Source organism: Yersinia nurmii (assembly GCF_001112925.1).
GTDB classification, from domain to species: Bacteria; Pseudomonadota; Gammaproteobacteria; order Enterobacterales; family Enterobacteriaceae; genus Yersinia; species Yersinia nurmii.
Genome location: NZ_CPYD01000009.1, coordinates 23,448 through 40,160 on the forward strand (window position 1 = coordinate 23,448; position 16,713 = coordinate 40,160).

Here is a 16,713-nt window from a genome sequence, read left to right on the forward strand (position 1 = left end):
CAATAATACATGGGCGGAGTAATGACATGACTTTAAACCCTACGGTTCTGGTTATTAATAGCGGTTCATCATCCATTAAATTTTCAGTCCTGAATTTGAGTAATTGCGAAGCCATCACCTCTGGAATTGCAGACGGTATTGGTTCCGAAACATCTTTTTTAAGAATTGATAAAAACGCGAAGATTCAATTGGGTAAGGGAAGTTATGCTGATGCGTTGACAGCTATTTCCGATGAGTTGGCAAAGTGCGGACTGGATAAATCTATTACCTTAATTGGCCATCGAGTTGCCCACGGTGGTGAAATATTCAGTGAATCAGTGTTAATTAACGATCGCGTTGTTGATGAGATAAAAAAAGTTTCACCTCTGGCACCTTTACATAACTACGCAAATTTGCATGGTATTGAGGCTGCGCGTCAGTTATTCCCTGGCATTAGGCAGGTGGCCGTTTTTGATACCGGTTTTCACCAAACGTTGAAACCGGAGGCATATATTTACGCACTGCCTTACCGTTATTTTCGCGAGCAAGGTGTCCGACGCTACGGTTTTCACGGCACGTCTTATCGTTATGTGGCGAGTAAAGCCGTTGATATTCTCGGATTTGATGAGCAGGACTATGGCCTGATTATTGCGCACCTTGGCAATGGTGCATCTATTTGCGCCATTCAGGATGGTAAAAGCGTCGATACATCAATGGGAATGACGCCATTGGAAGGTTTAGTTATGGGAACCCGTAGCGGTGATATGGATTTTGGGGCACTAGCTTATCTGGCGCATCGAACCGGACAAAATCTAGAGGATTTGGATCATGTCTTAAACAAGGAATCCGGGCTTTTGGGCATTTCTGGCTTATCCGGCGACATGCGGGTTTTGGAGAAAGCCTATCGTGAAGGGCATGCAGGGGCACGTTTAGCGATAAACGTTTTTGTACATCGGCTTGCCAAACATATAGGCGGACACGCCAGTTCGCTGCGAAGGTTTGATGCTTTGATCCTGACTGGCGGCATTGGTGAAAATTCGGCGCTGATCCGTCAGCTAACATTGGAGCATCTTGGCGTTTTTGGTTTTGAGATCGATTCAGGGAAGAATGCTCAATTACAGTGCGGTGTCACTCAGGTTATTACCACTAAGGCGTCGAAAGTCATTGCCGCTGTGATTCCGACAAATGAAGAGAAAATGATTGCCCTCGATGCTATCCGCCTTGGCTATGCGCAATGCGGTGCTGCGGTTCCCGAGGCGGCCTTTTGACGGAGACACAAAATGGGACGCAATAGAGAATTCGGATAAATATGGGTGTCTGGCTATGCGGATTTTCGGCGATGTAGAAAGTTTTAATGCCTTAAGCGGTGAATCTCAGTAGCGGTAATGAGTTTTCGTGTCGTCATCAGGGTACTCTTATTTTCAATCCAACCCTCCTTTATCGGAGGGTTGGTAGTGGCACGATATGCTCGTATTTTCAGTGCATTGCGGTAGTATAGGTCGGGAAATATGAGAAACGGAGAAGGGTAATATCAATATATTGCTTATTAGGTCAGATCATAAACAATAATTTAGTTGATAATCAAGTTCATGGGATTTGTTTATATTTTACTGGTAGATAGTATTACTCAGTGTGTTTTATTTAAAATAATAAAAACCCGACATTGGCTTTTTTAGTATAAAAAATCGCTTTAGAAAAATTATAATATTTATATCTGCGCTCGTTGGCAACGATGTATCGGGTAACATTGATCTCATGTTCTATCTCCATTACCCTCTTTCCCTTTGAGTCCATCTCCTTGCTATGTAATAGGGTATTAAACCTTAGCGCTATTAATTAAGGAGACGCGTATGTTGAGCGGGAATATGGGGGCGGCTGGCCTGCGGTTTACGCTAAATGTTGGTGCTCTCCCACCTGAAAGATTACACCTTCAAAAATCCCCGCGGGTCCGCAGAATTCAGTGAATATGCCCGCGATCTTGAACACCAGGAGGAGAGATATCTCCATTACGATTATCCTGGCCGTAATAAAGATACCCAACCGGTTAGATATTGACTGTATTTTGACGCTGATAACTCTATCTGCTTGACCTATGCCAATGGTATTAGCAGTTTCTATCATTATTATGATAAAGGGCCTTTTGTATCAGGTGTTAATATCACTCCATTTTTGGTTAATGGTAAAAATAGTCTCCCTGTAGAGGTCGCTGGATTAGGGGGATTAGAGGGAGATGAGACATACCCAATTGATGCCAAATATGAGCTATGGATTACTACTGCAACATTACAAGGTGAAACAGAAATAGCTAGGGTAATTGCGACGGAAAATGAAAAGAAACAACCAACAGGTTTAAACAGTTCTGATTATACAGGGAAGAATAGTGGTTTTCCAGTGATGGGAAATTCAATAGAAAGCTATATTACTTATAAAATAACTCGTGATTTTACCATTCGTGATATTCCTGATTGGACTTGGATTAAAGCCACGCCCTTTGAACCCTCGGTAGAGAATATGGCTAAATTACGCCGGGCATATACTGACCTCAGACAACTAATATTGAATAAAGATGGCGCGGGCATTCGACGAATGGCGCAAATGGCATTTAGTGAAAAAGAAATGGTAGAGGGACTCAGGTCGGGAGCTTGGTACGTCTCTCTTGACTTTGATTATTTTCCACCTCAATTTATCACTGTAGAACCTATCAAATGGGAAGATTTTGAATGAGTAAGTGTGAATGGTGGAAGATTAGTTAAATTAGTCTATAAAGGAAATCCGGCTACTGGTTTTTTAGATAAGGATGGCAAGTCTGTCTTTAGCTATGCCCTTTATTTCTCTTTAATTAATGGAAAAGTAATACTGACCGGCAGTTATCAATAAACGGTGGCGGAATTTGATAATTTCCTGCCGGCGTATTTAATGTCTTGTTGGACATATTATTAAGTAATTTACCGGGCAATAACTACCGTAAACGGAGGAGGCGCGATGTCACAAGCAGTAAAAATAGGTGATACAGGCACTGACCATGATGGTTTTTCTGCAACGGTTAAGGCCGACAATAAAGCCATGGCATAAGAAGGTGATGCGTTGCTAATCGAACCTATTTAATGCGGATGCCAGAAAGCAAAAAACCAGCCATAGGCTGGTTTTTCTAAATAGTGGTGCCCGGACTCGGAATCGAACCAAGGACACGGGGATTTTCAATCCCCTGCTCTACCGACTGAGCTATCCGGGCAACGGGGCGTATTAAACTCGATTACCGTAGGCTCGTCAATGTAAATCCTTCCACTTCTTGATTGCCTGCCTAATGTTTCAGCGTTTTAGCCGATTTTGATGCGTTATCAGTCATTTTTTGGCACTGAGTGACATAGCGCAGTGAGTTTCTTAAAATGTCAGGGATGACAAATTGCCCATTACGATGTTGCTAAGCTCATCATTAAATTGGTTATAAAGAGCCTGACTGATTGGTTCTGGGTAACTCAATACCACCAGTTCGTGATCGGCAATATCCGGATGATAGCTGGGGTGATGGTGCGCGAAGCTGTTTTCTACGAAGCTGAGCCGTTGGTAGAAGCGAAGGCGCTGACGGGCGATATCAGTCGTCAGTGGGTCGATCTCCAGAATAATAACCGGATGCTGTCGTATAACTTGCTGAAGTATGCGTTTGCCATATCCTTGCGAGCGCTGCTGACTACTGACAGCCAGATGTTCAATATAGGTATAACCGTTAAATGCCCATGAACACATCATTCCTACAAATAATTCCCCATCGAACCAGGCAAGTAACGAATAATTATCGTTGTTTAGCGCGTTAGTTTTGGCTTCAGGAGTGCGTTTTTCATGGCGGGGGAAGGCGCTTTCATACAGTTTGTCTACTTCGGCAAAGTAAGGTGCATCGGTGTGTGTAATGCGACGGCTGGTTAACATTCCGGTTTTTTCCACAGCGAGAATGAGTCATATAAACGAAATAAGCCCCGCTTGAACACGGTCAACGCGGGGCTTATCTGTTTGGTTCAATGGGAAAACTTAATCTATCAGGTGAGCAATGTCATCATGATCGACAGAAGGCGGCGCCTGGCGCAGGCCTTTGGTCAAATAAACCAGATAGATAAACCCAATGACCAACCATATCAATCCTACCTTCAGTGCGTCGGGTTCCAGATTGACCCAAAGCCACACCGACATCACAAAACCCATCATCGGGAGTAGGCCATACTTCATCATGGCGCTGGTGCCGCGGCGTTTCTCATTGATCAGGAAGTGTTTGATCACACTGAGATTTACAAAGGTAAATGCGCCAAGTGCGCCGAAGCTAATCATTGATACCACCATGCTCAAATCGAGGAACAGTGCGGAGAGCGAGATAATCGCGACAAAAATGATGGCTCGATAAGGCGTGTGGAAGCGTTGGTGAAGATGGAAAAAGATTTTGCGTGGCAGCACGCCTTCACGGCCCATGGCGTAAAAGATGCGTGAAACCCCGGTCTGAGCCGTCATGGCAGAGGCATACACGCCGGTCAGATAGGTCGCCATAAAGAAGGTGTACATCCACTTGCCGCCTACTTTTTCCGATATCACCAAACTGGCGGTATCTTGTACCGGAATCAGCGCTTTCCAGTCTGGATAGATAAGGTGAGCGGCATAAGAAACGGCCATAAATATTGTACCGGCCGCGATAACGGTAATCAGAATAGCGCGTGGCAGCGTACGTTTGGCGTCATGCGCCTCCTCCGCCATGGTCGCTATGGCATCAAAACCGAGGAAGGCCAGACAAAGCACCGCCGCGCCGGATAACAGACCGGAAAAGTCGGATGAGTCGACCAGCAGCGGTTTTAACAGTGCTTCTGGGCTGAGGTCGGCCTGACTGAACGATAGAGCTAAAAATAGAACGATAAAGACCATTTGCGCCGAGATCAGCGAGAAGTTAACTGAAGTGAGCAAGCGAACGCCGAGGATATTCAGCAAACTGACGCTGGCGATCGAACCCAGGACAAAGACTGCCGCAGGAATAGCCGGGAATGCTTCGTGTAAAAATATACCTAAAACTAAATAGTTAAGGATCGGCAGGAACAGATAATCCAATATTTGCGCCCAACCCACCAGAAAACCGGTTTTACCGCCAAAACAACGCTGTACGTAAGAATAGGCAGAGCCAGCCAGCGGTAGCGCGCTGGTCATACGACAATAGCTCAGAGCAGTAAATAAAATGGTGATGATAGTGATGAGATAAGCGATAGGTAAGTGGCCATGACTGAGAACCGTCACCTGACCGTAAGTGGTGAATACACCCAGCGGAACCATATAAGCGAGGCCGAAGGCGACCAAGGCTGGCGTTTTAAGAACTCTGCGTAACTGAATATTTTGTGGCATTACCCTATCATCTCCTGGTATCAACGGATACCGTCGTTCTGGTGTTCAAATATAAAAAGGGAGCGGATTTTGACACAGGGGGTTCGGGTTGGAAAGCTTAGCGTGAGTACAGAGAGTAATAATAGCCAAAGACGCGGTTTTTTTACGGGTGAATAAGATTTATTTTAATTAGCAGAGAAGGGCGATAGCGCGATTATTTTTTTTAATTATTGGGAATATATAAAATTCATCAATGTTAATAATAGATATCCTAAAGTGGTGTGTTTGGTTAATTTGGTCAGCGTTTATATTCTGCTATTTAAATACAAAGTGATAATGCTTAATAAAGAGTGATAATGGCCTAAAATAAAAAAGGCAGCGCCGCCGCACTGCCCCTTTCTTATAACGTTAGATTAACTTTGGTAAACGATTTTTCCACCGATCAGCGTTTTTTCGATTTTGGTCTGATAAATGGTTTCTGCCGGTTGCTCAAACAGATTATTTTTCAAAATAATTGCATCGGCAAATTTACCGACTTCCAATGAGCCAATGTATTGTTCTTTGGCAATCATATAGGCAGCGTCAATAGTTGCCGCTCGCAGTACTTCGATTAACGTCAAATCGCGGTCGTTATCTAAACGCGGGCCAGCAGGTTTTCCTTCGCTATCCCACGCGCGACGAGTCATTCCCACCTGAAGGTTATACCACTCATCCAGACGATCAATCGGCCAGTCGCTGCCATAAGCCAGACGCGCGCCCGCATCGAGGAAACGTGCGGTCGGCTCCATATGCTGGAAACGTTCTTCTCCCAGCATTTCCCGCTCTTCGTCGATCAACACTCCCGGCAGGCCACACCATTGAAATGACAGCACCGCTGTAGCTTTCAGTTTGGCAAAACGTTCGTATTGATGGGCTGCAACCAATTCATTGTGTGCCAGACCCGGACGAATATCCTTCTCAGGATAAGCTTCACGCATCTTCTCAACGGCGTTGAGCACCATTTCTATGGCACCGTCGCCGACGGTATGGGTATGGGGATGCATACCGGCGCGAGCACATTCCACCATCAGGGCGTCCACCACAGGAGCCGTAAAGTACAGATCGCCGTAACGTTTGGTTGGCTGCCAGTCTGGTTGCTCGGCTGTACCGCGATTTTCACGATAGGGTTCCAGCAGCGAGGCCGTCATTGTCGGCGGTTGGAGTACACCATCAATAAATAATTTAACGTGATCTACAGCTAAACCTGGCTCTGGCGTCCAGTTTTTATCACCCCATTGGCGGCCAAACGCGACAATTTCATCAACGGCTCGTCCGGCATCCTGCGGGCCTTGCAGACTGTCGGGAGTGACTTCTTTTGCTCCCAGCAGTCGCAGCGTCAGTTCACCACGATCGCGCAGTGCGCCGAATGCGGATAATTGTTCGGCAAAGACGCGGGTATCCATCACCGTTGTAACGCCCTGAGCATTTAAAACCTGCTGCACATAGGCGGCGGTATTGATATTTTGCTCTGGTGTGCCGGATGGAATGCTATCGAAAGCGCGCATGGCGGGCGCATCTTCCAGAATTCCGGTCAGTTTTCCCTGCTCATCACGGGCAATTTTTCCATCGGACGGCGTTGGGGTATTTTCATCGATCCCCAACAGTTCCAGTGCGCGACTGTTGGCGGCCAGAGTGTGGCAGTCATTGGAAAACAGCACCACCGGACGGCGAGTCTTTAAGGTGTCCAATGCAGCGCGGCTCATATCTGCGCCGACAGGAATCATGGCCTGACGCTGCCACGCCCGCACCGGTAGCCAGTCGGTATCACCCTGACTTGGATCGGCATCCAGATGTTGTTGGATGAATGCCAGCGTCTGTTCAACGGTCAGCGCCGCATAGTTCAGGTGGCAGCCGCGTAGCTGCTTGCCGCCCCAAAACGGGTGCATATGGCTGTCAATCAGTCCCGGCATCATCAGCTTGCCTTGCAGGTCAATTAGCTGAGTTTCTGGGGTGGCGAGGCGAAGTATCTCGTCATCGCTGCCTATTGCCAGGATATAACCCTGCCCGATAGCGATAGCGCTACAGATCGTATTATCCCGATCCGCAGTATAAACAGCGCCGTGGTAATAAATCACTTCGGCAACAGAGGTTTGTTGGGCCATTTCTGGAATCTCTATGAGTCTTACTGAAAATAAAGGGCCACTATAATGCGGGTTGAGCGCGATAGATGCAAAGCCGCTGACCCGGAACTTAACTCAGCGCGCCGTTTTTACGGCACTGGGCGACGGCCAGAACGTCTTCCGCCAGACGTTTTGCCACTTCCACATCCTGCGGCTGACGTTTGATTAATAGCTTGCTCAGGCAGCCTTCCAGAATTAACTCCATTTGCTGTGCCACCATTTCAACGTCGTCGGCCTCCATTTCATGCAGTAATTCTTCGGTATATTGCAGGGAGGCCTGTTTCTGCTGTTCCGCCAATTGATGGATCGGATGGTCGGTTTCTGGGAAGAAGCTACAGGCGGCGATAAACAGGCAGCCGGGATAACGCTGTTGCTGAACCTGTTCATTCAGTGTCTGGTAGCGAGCCAGCAGCTTTTGCTGTGGCGTCAGGTTTTCGTCGAGCTGTAGCTGCCGACGCCAGGTGTCGATTTGCTGGCCGTGGTAGCGCAGGCAATCGTATAGCAGCGCTTCCCGATCCGGCCAGAAACGTTGAAGGTCGCTGACGGGCAAGGATAATTTTTCTGCCAGCATTTCCAGACTGGTCGTTGCGAGGCCTCGTTGCTCTAACAGGTTGAGGGCGCTGCTCAAAACGTCTTCTCGTTGCACGTTGCTTCTCCTTCCACATCGGTGTTTTGCTAGTGTGGATTACCGCTGGCTATTCTGCAAATGAAGCAAAAACGCTTCGGCATCCATATAACCTGTGACCCGCGATGGCGTCATTTCATTTCCCTGTTCGTCGAAAAACAGGATGGTTGGCAATCCCAGTACGTTGAGCGCTTTCAGCATTGCAGCGCTTTCCGCATTATTGGTTGTCACATCGGCCTGTAGCAGCACCGTGTTGGCTAACTGAGATTGCACCTTAGGATCGCTAAAGGTGTATTTTTCAAACTCTTTGCAGGCTACACACCAATCGGCGTACAAGTCCAACATCACCGGTTTACCTTTCGCTTTTGCCAGCGATTCCTGTAATTCCGGTAGATTATTAACCTGCTGGAAGTTGAGATGGCTAATCGTCGTTTGCTGCGTAGCACTATGACCAAAAGCCCAATCCTGCAACGGTCGTGCTGCAATCAGTAATCCTGCCAGCAGCAGAAGTTGCAGCGCTCGAACCCAGCCTTGATGCGCTTTTAAGCTGATAATAAATGCCCAGCCAAAGAAGGCTACCGCCAGCATGCTCCACAGGCGAATGCCCCAAATATCGCCAATAATGCGTTCCAGTAGGAAGACTGGCAGTGCCAGAATTACAAAGCCGAATGCTTCTTTCACATATTGCATCCACGGCCCACTGCGCGGTAGCAGGCGGTTGCCAAATAGCGTGACCGCAATCAGTGGAATCCCCATTCCCAGTGCGTACAGGTACAGCGTACCGCCGCCGGCCAGCATGTTTCCGCTTTGGGCGATATACAACAAAATGGCGCTGAGAGGCGCAGTGGTACAGGGGGAGCAAATTAATCCGGCTAGCGCTCCCATGGCAAAAACGCCGAATAGGGAACCGCCGCGTTGATGGTTGCTCCACTCGGCTAAACGGGTTTGCAGGGAAGCTGGTAATTGCAGGGAATACAGGCCGAACATCGATAGCGCCAGCAGCACAAACAGTACCGACAGCCCAATCAGTACGTAAGGATGCTGCAACGCCGCCTGAAACTGTAGCCCGGCAGCGGCCACCACTAATCCTAATAAGGTATAAGTCAGCGCCATTCCTTGGACGTAAACCATAGCTAAAACGAAAATTCGTCCTTGGCTATGGGGTTTTTCTCTTCCAAGAATAATGGCTGAAATCAACGGATACATTGGCAAAACGCAAGGTGTGAAAGCGATGCCTATGCCAATCAACAGAGCCCAGAGCGGAGAGAAGGGCAATGAGGCCGGTTCAGATTCGGTTTGTGTTGGTGGCGTAACTGGCGTTTCCAAAGCCGTGTACGCCGTGGCGACAATAGCGCTCAGCGGTACAATTCGGGTTTCCGGCGGATAACAGAATCCGGCATCCGCGCAGCCTTGATAGGTCACGCTGACGCTGGCTCCTTTCTCTGTCTGACTTATCGGGATTTGTAAATCCAGACGCTGTTTGAAAATCGCGACTTCGCCGTAGAACTCGTCTTTATGAGCAAGGCCTGCGGGAATGTTCACCGCGCCAAGAGTCGCCTGCTGCGGAACAATCTTGATCTGCTGGCGATACAAATAATAGCCGGGGTGAATTTGCCAGCTTAAATCGAGCTGCTCGCCCTGTTGTCTAAAATCAAAGGCAAATGCCTGATCGACCGGCAAAAAGCGGCTCTGACCGTTTTGGCTAAAAAGAGATGCCTGAGCACTTTGAGGTGCCAGTAGCGCGCTGCACAGCAGCAGTATCAGTGTAAAGAAGCGTTGAGCCATGACAGGTAATCTTTATCTCCATCCCGAACCGGCAAGACCAACAATTCTGGCGTCTGGTAAGGGTGATGTTGTTTGATAAAACTCAGTAATGCCTGCTGATGGGTGCTATTGCTCTTGAATAGCATTTGTACTTCGTATTCCTGCTGCAAACGTCCTTCCCAGTAATAAAGAGACGTTGCGCCGGGCAGCAGCGTAGCGCAGGCCGCCAGCTTTTCCCCCAGAACTCGCCCTGCGAGATCTTGAGCACTGGCTTCATCAGGTGCGGTGCACAGTATGACAATCACATCAGAATCAGACATTTTAACCTCGTTAGGAAAAGCTGACAGTCATGCACTATACCCCGAAGGAGGGGCGTGTCTGAAGATGATTTATCCAATATGGAGATTAATGCAGCGGAAGAAGAGGGGATTGATGAGGGCGCACTGGGCGCCCTCGGGGAGAACTAGAGAACCAGGCCACCCATCACGAAGCCGAATACAACGGCCAGCGCGACCCCAATGGTGCCGGGAATAAAGAACGGATGGTTAAAGACGAAGCGACCAATACGAGTGGTGCCGGTATCGTCCATTTGAACCGCCGCAACCAGCGTTGGGTAGGTTGGTAGAATGAAGAGACCAGAAACCGCTGCAAAAGAAGCAATCGCCGCCAGTGGAGAAACGTTCAGTGCCATTGCCATTGGCATTAGCGCCTTGGCAGTCGCAGCTTGAGAGTACAGCAGCGCAGAGCAGAAGAAGAAAATCACCGCCAGCAGCCATGAATGAGCCTGAATCAGGCCACCCGCCGTTTCTTTAATCCATACCAGGTTGTGCTGTACGAAGGTGTCGCCCAGCCATGCCACGCCCAGAATACAGATACAGGCGCTCATACCGGCTTTAAACGTGCTGGAGTTGAGGATGGCATCTGTATCCACGGAGCAGACCAGCGTGGTCAGCGTTGCGACGCTCAGCATGATAATCAGAATCGCGTTGGTGGTGTTCATCAGCGGCGTTTCTACCAGACCGACGCTTGGGCTGTTGATAATGGCATAAGCCACCACGCATAAAACGCCCAGCAGGAACAGTAATACCGAGGTTTTAGCCCGAGGCTTGATCACTTTTACCTGGTCGCCGCGCAGCGTGACCAAACCTTCTTCGAGGCGTTTTAGATAAACAGGGTCATCGGACAGTTTGGAGTTAAAACACCATGACACGATCAGCGACATTAAGAATACGGCGCACAGCGTGGATGGAATAACGATCATCAGCAGATGCAAATAGCTAACTCCGTGGCCTTCCATTACCGAGGACATATAGACCACGGCGGCAGAAATCGGAGATGCCGTAATGGCGATTTGCGCTGAAACCACTGCCGTAGACAGCGGACGGCAAGGTTTTATGCCTTGCTCCTTCGCCACTTCGGCAATCACGGGTAATGCGGAAAGAGAGATGTTCCCTGTACCGGCAAAAATGGTCAGAAAATAGGTGACCAGAGGAGCCAGAATAGTGATGTGTTTTGGATTTTTACGCAGCAATTTCTCAGTTTGCTGTACCAGATAATCCATACCGCCTGCGACCTGCATCGCAGAGATAGCGGCAATTACAGCCATAATGATTGAAATAACGTCAAAGGGAATACTGCCGGGTTTTACACCAACAATGGCTAAAACCAATACGCCAATGCCCCCTGCAAACCCTATCCCGATACCGCCCAGCCTGGCCCCTAAAAAAATGGCCAGCAGAACAATGACTAATTCTACGGCTATCATAGTGTTTACTCCTTGAATGAAATGAAAATAAAAAGTTATGAAGTTGTGTTTGTCAGAAAGTAAAAAGGCACGCTGTCCAGAGGAGCTAGCGTGCCTTTAAGGGCTACCGGATGGTTATTTTATTGTTCGTTTTCATCGGTATAGCGTTTTGCTTTGTAGGCTGGGTGCATCAAGTTCTCAACGGAGAAAATATCATCCAGCTCGGCTTCAGTTAGCAGGCCGCGTTCAAGAACGACTTCCCGCACATTTTTACCGGTTTCCGCACAGATCTTCCCAACGATGTCACCATTATGGTGGCCAATGAAAGGGTTCAGATAAGTTACAATACCGATGGAATTAAACACGTAGCTTTCGCAAACTTCTTTATTTGCCGTAATGCCATTAATGCATTTCTCCAGCAAATTGTAGCAAGCGTTAGTCAGGATGTGGATAGATTCGAACATCGCCTGACCAATCACCGGCTCCATAACGTTCAACTGGAGCTGGCCCGCTTCGGCCGCCATAGTAACGCAAGTGTCGTTTCCAATCACCTTAAAGCAAACCTGATTCACAACTTCTGGAATCACCGGGTTGACTTTAGCTGGCATGATAGAAGAACCAGCCTGCAATTCTGGCAGGTTGATTTCATTCAAACCGGTACGTGGGCCGGAGGACAGCAAGCGCAGGTCGTTACAGATTTTTGACATCTTAACAGCCAGGCGTTTCAGCGCACTGTGTACCATCACGTAAGCGCCGCAGTCAGAAGTTGCTTCAATCAAATCTTCTGCTGGAACTACTGGCAGATTACTGATTTCAGCCAATTTCTTCACGGCCAATTCGGAATAACCTTCAGGAGTGTTCAGTGCGGTACCGATAGCGGTCGCGCCCAGATTCACTTCCAGCAGGAGTTCGGCGGTGCGTTGCAGGTTTTTGGTTTCTTCGTTTAGTAATACCTGGAATGCGCGGAATTCCTGACCCAGAGTCATAGGTACAGCATCCTGCAATTGGGTACGACCCATTTTCAGAATGGTTTCGAATTCTTTGGATTTTTTACCGAAGCCGTCACCTAACTGGTTGATAGCATCGATCAATTTCATGATAGATGCGTAAACCGCGATGCGAAAACCGGTAGGGTAGGCATCGTTGGTAGACTGGCACTTATTCAGATGGTCGTTAGGGTTCAGGTACTGATATTCACCCTTTTGATGCCCCATCAGTTCCAGACCAATGTTGGCCAGAACTTCGTTGGTATTCATATTTAATGAGGTACCTGCACCGCCCTGGAATACATCGACCGGGAACTGGTCCATGCATTTGCCTTTATCCAGAACTTCGTCACACGCCCGAATGATGACGTCAGCAATTTTGTGTGGGATGGTATGTAATTCTTTGTTAGCCATCGCGGCGGCTTTTTTTACCATCACCATACCGCGGACAAATTCAGGCACGTCACTGATTTTGCTATTGCTGATGTAGAAGTTTTCAATCGCACGCAGGGTATGAACACCGTAGTAAGCCTCTGCGGGGACTTCTCGTGTACCTAACAGGTCTTCTTCGATACGAATGTTATTTGACATGAGAACCTTCTCTATTGTGCTGTCTAATTATTTGCTTGTTGAATAATTTATGTCGCCGTGGGCAACAAGTGCGGAAGGATTAACCGTTCAACTTATTGCTGCCACGATCATATGCTGCTTGTAGATAAATGCCTTGAACTCAGATCACTATATGGTGGTAATTAATCAACAGGATTTGATATCTGTGATTGTTCTCACAGTTAGATAAAACCTTAATAAAAGAGAGTGGACTGCTTGAAAAATGTCATGAGCACCACCACGTTAGTGTAGTCGGCATAATGCGCCGCGGCGGCGTTGCCCCCATTCTCATGGTTTTCGTCTGAAGTGCCCTGATACGGCCCTCGACGGAAGCTAAATGAACTGAATAAGGAGAGTACGGTGCGTTGGTTACCGTTCATGCTGATATTTTTATTGGCTTACATAGAAATATCGATATTTATCAAGGTGGCAGCCGCTTTAGGCGTGTTGGTTACTTTACTGTTGGTGATTTTTACCTCCTGCGTGGGTGTGTCTCTGGTGCGCAATCAGGGGGTGAAAACTTTTATGCAAATGCAACAGAAGCTGGCTGCGGGTGAAAGCCCAGCGGCAGAAATGGTGAAAAGTGTATCTCTGGTGCTGGCTGGCTTCTTGTTATTGATACCGGGCTTCTTTACCGATTTCCTCGGTTTATTATTGCTGTTGCCGCCAATTCAAAAGTCTCTGACTTTGAAACTGATGCCGCATTTAAATATTTATCGTTCAGGGAGCACTGGCCCGACGGCGGGTGGGAATACCTTTGACGGCGAATTTCAGCGTAAGGACGATGGTCGCTTCCACGTGGAACACCGTGACGAAGAAAGCGAACGTTCCCGCGATGACCGTTTTAAAGACGATAAATAAGCGCAACGAAATTTTATAATGCTATGTTTTTCAAAAATAAAATCACATGGTGAATATGACCGTGGCCGCAGTGGGGCTGAGTGAGCCCAATTTGCCCTTTTCAGACAAAAAAATTAAAAATTTTTTGTCTTCTCCCTTGAAGGGAGGGGCAAACGTCCCCACTTAGAAAGCCACGGTACTGGTTATGAAGGCAGACCGGTATCAATCCTAAATCTGATACGGACCTTCTCAAAGGAGAGCTATCAATGAAAATTCGTCCATTGCATGATCGCGTTATCGTCAAGCGCAAAGAAGTTGAGTCTAAATCTGCTGGCGGCATCGTTCTGACGGGCTCTGCAGCGGGTAAATCTACCCGTGGTGAAGTTCTGGCCGTCGGCAATGGTCGCATCCTGGATAACGGCGAAATCAAGCCACTGGATGTGAAAGTAGGTGACGTGGTTATTTTCAACGATGGCTACGGCGTGAAGTCAGAGAAGATCGACAACGATGAAGTGTTGATCATGTCCGAAAGCGACATTCTGGCAATTGTTGAAGCGTAATCGCGCTCTCACTATCTTCTGAACTGAACGAGTTTAAAGGAAATACCAATGGCAGCTAAAGACGTAAAATTCGGTAACGACGCACGCATCAAAATGCTTCGCGGCGTAAATATCCTTGCTGACGCAGTTAAAGTCACCCTGGGCCCTAAAGGTCGTAACGTAGTTCTGGACAAATCTTTCGGTTCACCAACTATTACTAAAGACGGTGTTTCTGTCGCGCGTGAAATCGAGCTGGAAGACAAGTTCGAGAACATGGGTGCTCAGATGGTAAAAGAAGTTGCCTCTAAAGCGAACGATGCTGCGGGTGACGGTACGACCACTGCAACCGTGCTGGCTCAATCCATCATCACTGAAGGCCTGAAAGCTGTTGCTGCTGGCATGAACCCGATGGATCTGAAGCGCGGTATCGACAAAGCCGTTATCGCGGCGGTTGAAGAACTGAAAAAACTGTCTGTACCTTGCTCTGACTCTAAAGCTATCGCTCAGGTCGGTACTATTTCTGCAAACTCCGACGAAACCGTGGGTAAACTGATTGCAGAAGCGATGGAAAAAGTTGGTAAAGAAGGCGTTATCACCGTTGAAGAAGGTTCAGGCCTGCAAGACGAGCTGGACGTTGTAGAAGGTATGCAGTTCGACCGTGGCTACCTGTCTCCTTACTTCATCAATAAACCAGAAACTGGTTCTATTGAACTTGAAAGCCCATTCATCCTGTTGGCTGACAAGAAAATCTCTAACATCCGTGAAATGCTGCCAGTTCTGGAAGCCGTTGCTAAAGCCGGTAAACCACTGCTGATCATCGCTGAAGATGTTGAAGGCGAAGCGCTGGCAACATTGGTAGTTAACACCATGCGTGGCATCGTGAAAGTTGCTGCGGTTAAAGCACCTGGCTTCGGCGACCGTCGTAAAGCTATGCTGCAAGACATCGCGACTCTGACTTCAGGTACCGTTATTTCTGAAGAGATCGGTCTGGAACTGGAAAAAACCACTCTGGAAGATCTGGGTCAGGCAAAACGCGTTGTGATCAACAAAGACACCACTATCATCATCGACGGTGTGGGTGACGAAGCTGCGATCCAGGGCCGTGTTGCTCAGATCCGTGCTCAGATCGAAGAAGCAACTTCTGACTACGACAAAGAAAAACTGCAAGAACGCGTAGCTAAACTGGCTGGTGGCGTTGCGGTTATCAAAGTTGGCGCAGCAACCGAAGTTGAAATGAAAGAGAAGAAAGCTCGCGTTGAAGATGCTCTGCACGCAACTCGTGCTGCGGTAGAAGAAGGCGTAGTAGCGGGTGGTGGTGTTGCACTGATTCGTGCAGCTCACGCTATCTCTAACCTGAAAGGCGATAACGAAGATCAGAACGTGGGTATCAAAGTTGCGCTGCGCGCAATGGAAGCTCCACTGCGTCAGATCGTGGTTAACGCCGGTGAAGAAGCTTCTGTTATCGCGAACAACGTGAAAGCAGGCGAAGGCAGCTACGGTTATAACGCTTACTCAGAAGAGTACGGCGATATGATTGCAATGGGTATTCTGGATCCAACCAAAGTTACCCGTTCAGCTCTGCAATACGCAGCTTCTATCGCTGGCCTGATGATCACCACCGAGTGCATGATCACTGACCTGCCACGCGACGATAAAGGCGCTGACATGGGCGCTGGCGGCATGGGTGGCATGGGCGGTATGGGCGGCATGATGTAATGCCCCACACCCTATAGCTTCATTGATTGCGAATAAGCTATAAACCTAAAGCGAGCGGGGAAATCTGCTCGCTTTTTTCTTTTCTCCTTCTCTACTCCGGCTCTATCACGGCCAACTTTGCCATAATCAACAATCCCGCACCTTTCCTTCACTTGTTGCTAAATTGATGAAATCCGTATTTCTCCGTAGATATAATCTTGTTAACGGATGTTAGGGTTATCTCTTTATTTAATGAATTTAATGGGTGGCTTAATTCCGCCATGTGATGCCCACTGGGATTTTTTTAGCCACAGCGCAGAGTTAGCGTGTAAACTGTAGACTATTATTGCCCAGATAAATGTGGCAACGGATGCCTAAGCGGCGACTTTGCTTTCTGGTAAACTTTGGCGTGATTCTCAATATCTGA

13 protein-coding genes and 1 tRNA gene are annotated in these 16,713 nt (G+C 48.0%); 5 read left to right on the forward strand and 9 right to left on the reverse strand.

From position 1 onward, the window contains the following. Nucleotides 1-26 precede the first annotated feature (26 nt). Nucleotides 27-1,247 carry a propionate kinase gene (gene tdcD, locus AD970_RS11905; RefSeq protein WP_049599172.1) on the forward strand — a complete coding sequence of 407 codons (1,221 nt, stop codon included), beginning with the start codon at nt 27-29 and terminating at the stop codon, nt 1,245-1,247. 817 nt (nt 1,248-2,064) lie between these two features. Continuing rightward, nucleotides 2,065-2,703, forward strand: a complete 639-nt coding sequence (locus AD970_RS11915) for a hypothetical protein (protein ID WP_157045523.1) — start codon at nt 2,065-2,067, stop codon at nt 2,701-2,703. A gap of 432 nt (nt 2,704-3,135) precedes the next feature. Here the strand turns inward: AD970_RS11915 and AD970_RS11920 are convergent. The 9 genes from AD970_RS11920 to aspA all read right to left on the reverse strand — a co-directional run bounded on the left by AD970_RS11920 (nt 3,136) and on the right by aspA (nt 13,194). Continuing rightward, a tRNA-Phe gene (locus tag AD970_RS11920) sits at nt 3,136-3,211 on the reverse strand. Nucleotides 3,212-3,360: 149 nt separating this feature from the next. Beyond that, entirely contained in the window at nt 3,361-3,903 is a 543-nt protein-coding gene (locus AD970_RS11925; protein ID WP_049599179.1) for a GNAT family N-acetyltransferase, read from the reverse strand. Between the two features lie 99 nt (nt 3,904-4,002). Then, nucleotides 4,003-5,346, reverse strand: coding sequence for an APC family permease (locus AD970_RS11930; RefSeq protein WP_049599182.1), 1,344 nt, complete (start codon nt 5,344-5,346; stop codon nt 4,003-4,005). A gap of 392 nt (nt 5,347-5,738) precedes the next feature. After that, complete coding sequence (locus AD970_RS11935; protein ID WP_049599185.1) at nt 5,739-7,466, reverse strand: amidohydrolase; 1,728 nt, start codon at nt 7,464-7,466, stop codon at nt 5,739-5,741. Nucleotides 7,467-7,554: 88 nt separating this feature from the next. Continuing rightward, nucleotides 7,555-8,130 (reverse strand): transcriptional regulator, encoded by a 576-nt coding sequence (locus tag AD970_RS11940; RefSeq protein ID WP_049599187.1) that lies wholly within the window; start codon nt 8,128-8,130, stop codon nt 7,555-7,557. A gap of 39 nt (nt 8,131-8,169) precedes the next feature. Further along, nucleotides 8,170-9,894 (reverse strand): protein-disulfide reductase DsbD, encoded by a 1,725-nt coding sequence (locus tag AD970_RS11945; RefSeq protein WP_049599190.1) that lies wholly within the window; start codon nt 9,892-9,894, stop codon nt 8,170-8,172. Then, on the reverse strand, nt 9,870-10,193 hold the full coding sequence (cutA, locus tag AD970_RS11950) for a divalent cation tolerance protein CutA (protein WP_049599193.1): 324 nt from the start codon (nt 10,191-10,193) through the stop codon (nt 9,870-9,872). The genes AD970_RS11945 and cutA overlap by 25 nt, the downstream gene beginning before the upstream one ends. 143 nt (nt 10,194-10,336) lie before the next feature. Then, nucleotides 10,337-11,638: an anaerobic C4-dicarboxylate transporter gene (locus AD970_RS11955; protein WP_049599196.1), complete on the reverse strand. Its 1,302-nt coding sequence runs from the start codon at nt 11,636-11,638 to the stop codon at nt 10,337-10,339. A gap of 119 nt (nt 11,639-11,757) precedes the next feature. Continuing rightward, nucleotides 11,758-13,194, reverse strand: a complete 1,437-nt coding sequence (aspA, locus tag AD970_RS11960) for an aspartate ammonia-lyase (RefSeq protein ID WP_049599199.1) — start codon at nt 13,192-13,194, stop codon at nt 11,758-11,760. A gap of 378 nt (nt 13,195-13,572) precedes the next feature. Here aspA and AD970_RS11965 point away from each other — a divergent pair, with 378 nt between their 5' ends. The 3 genes from AD970_RS11965 (at nt 13,573) to groL (ending at nt 16,307) form a co-directional block, all read left to right on the forward strand. Next, nucleotides 13,573-14,073, forward strand: coding sequence for an FxsA family protein (locus AD970_RS11965; protein ID WP_049599200.1), 501 nt, complete (start codon nt 13,573-13,575; stop codon nt 14,071-14,073). 245 nt (nt 14,074-14,318) lie between these two features. Further along, complete coding sequence (locus tag AD970_RS11970; RefSeq protein ID WP_004722430.1) at nt 14,319-14,612, forward strand: co-chaperone GroES; 294 nt, start codon at nt 14,319-14,321, stop codon at nt 14,610-14,612. A gap of 48 nt (nt 14,613-14,660) precedes the next feature. Beyond that, nucleotides 14,661-16,307 (forward strand): chaperonin GroEL, encoded by a 1,647-nt coding sequence (gene groL / locus AD970_RS11975; protein WP_049599204.1) that lies wholly within the window; start codon nt 14,661-14,663, stop codon nt 16,305-16,307. Nucleotides 16,308-16,713: the final 406 nt, after the last annotated feature.

Excerpts from the sequence above, each read along its gene's own strand:
- AD970_RS11970 (WP_004722430.1), top strand. The coding sequence starts at position 14,319 with ATGAAAATTCGTCCATTGCATGATCGCGTTATCGTCAAGCGCAAAGAA.
- AD970_RS11935 (WP_049599185.1), bottom strand. The coding sequence starts at position 7,466 with ATGGCCCAACAAACCTCTGTTGCCGAAGTGATTTATTACCACGGCGCT.
- AD970_RS11930 (WP_049599182.1), bottom strand. The coding sequence starts at position 5,346 with ATGCCACAAAATATTCAGTTACGCAGAGTTCTTAAAACGCCAGCCTTG.
- AD970_RS11945 (WP_049599190.1), bottom strand. The coding sequence starts at position 9,894 with ATGGCTCAACGCTTCTTTACACTGATACTGCTGCTGTGCAGCGCGCTA.
- aspA (WP_049599199.1), bottom strand. The coding sequence starts at position 13,194 with ATGTCAAATAACATTCGTATCGAAGAAGACCTGTTAGGTACACGAGAA.
- groL (WP_049599204.1), top strand. The coding sequence starts at position 14,661 with ATGGCAGCTAAAGACGTAAAATTCGGTAACGACGCACGCATCAAAATG.
- tdcD (WP_049599172.1), top strand. The coding sequence starts at position 27 with ATGACTTTAAACCCTACGGTTCTGGTTATTAATAGCGGTTCATCATCC.
- AD970_RS11925 (WP_049599179.1), bottom strand. The coding sequence starts at position 3,903 with ATGTTAACCAGCCGTCGCATTACACACACCGATGCACCTTACTTTGCC.
- AD970_RS11955 (WP_049599196.1), bottom strand. The coding sequence starts at position 11,638 with ATGATAGCCGTAGAATTAGTCATTGTTCTGCTGGCCATTTTTTTAGGG.
- cutA (WP_049599193.1), bottom strand. The coding sequence starts at position 10,193 with ATGTCTGATTCTGATGTGATTGTCATACTGTGCACCGCACCTGATGAA.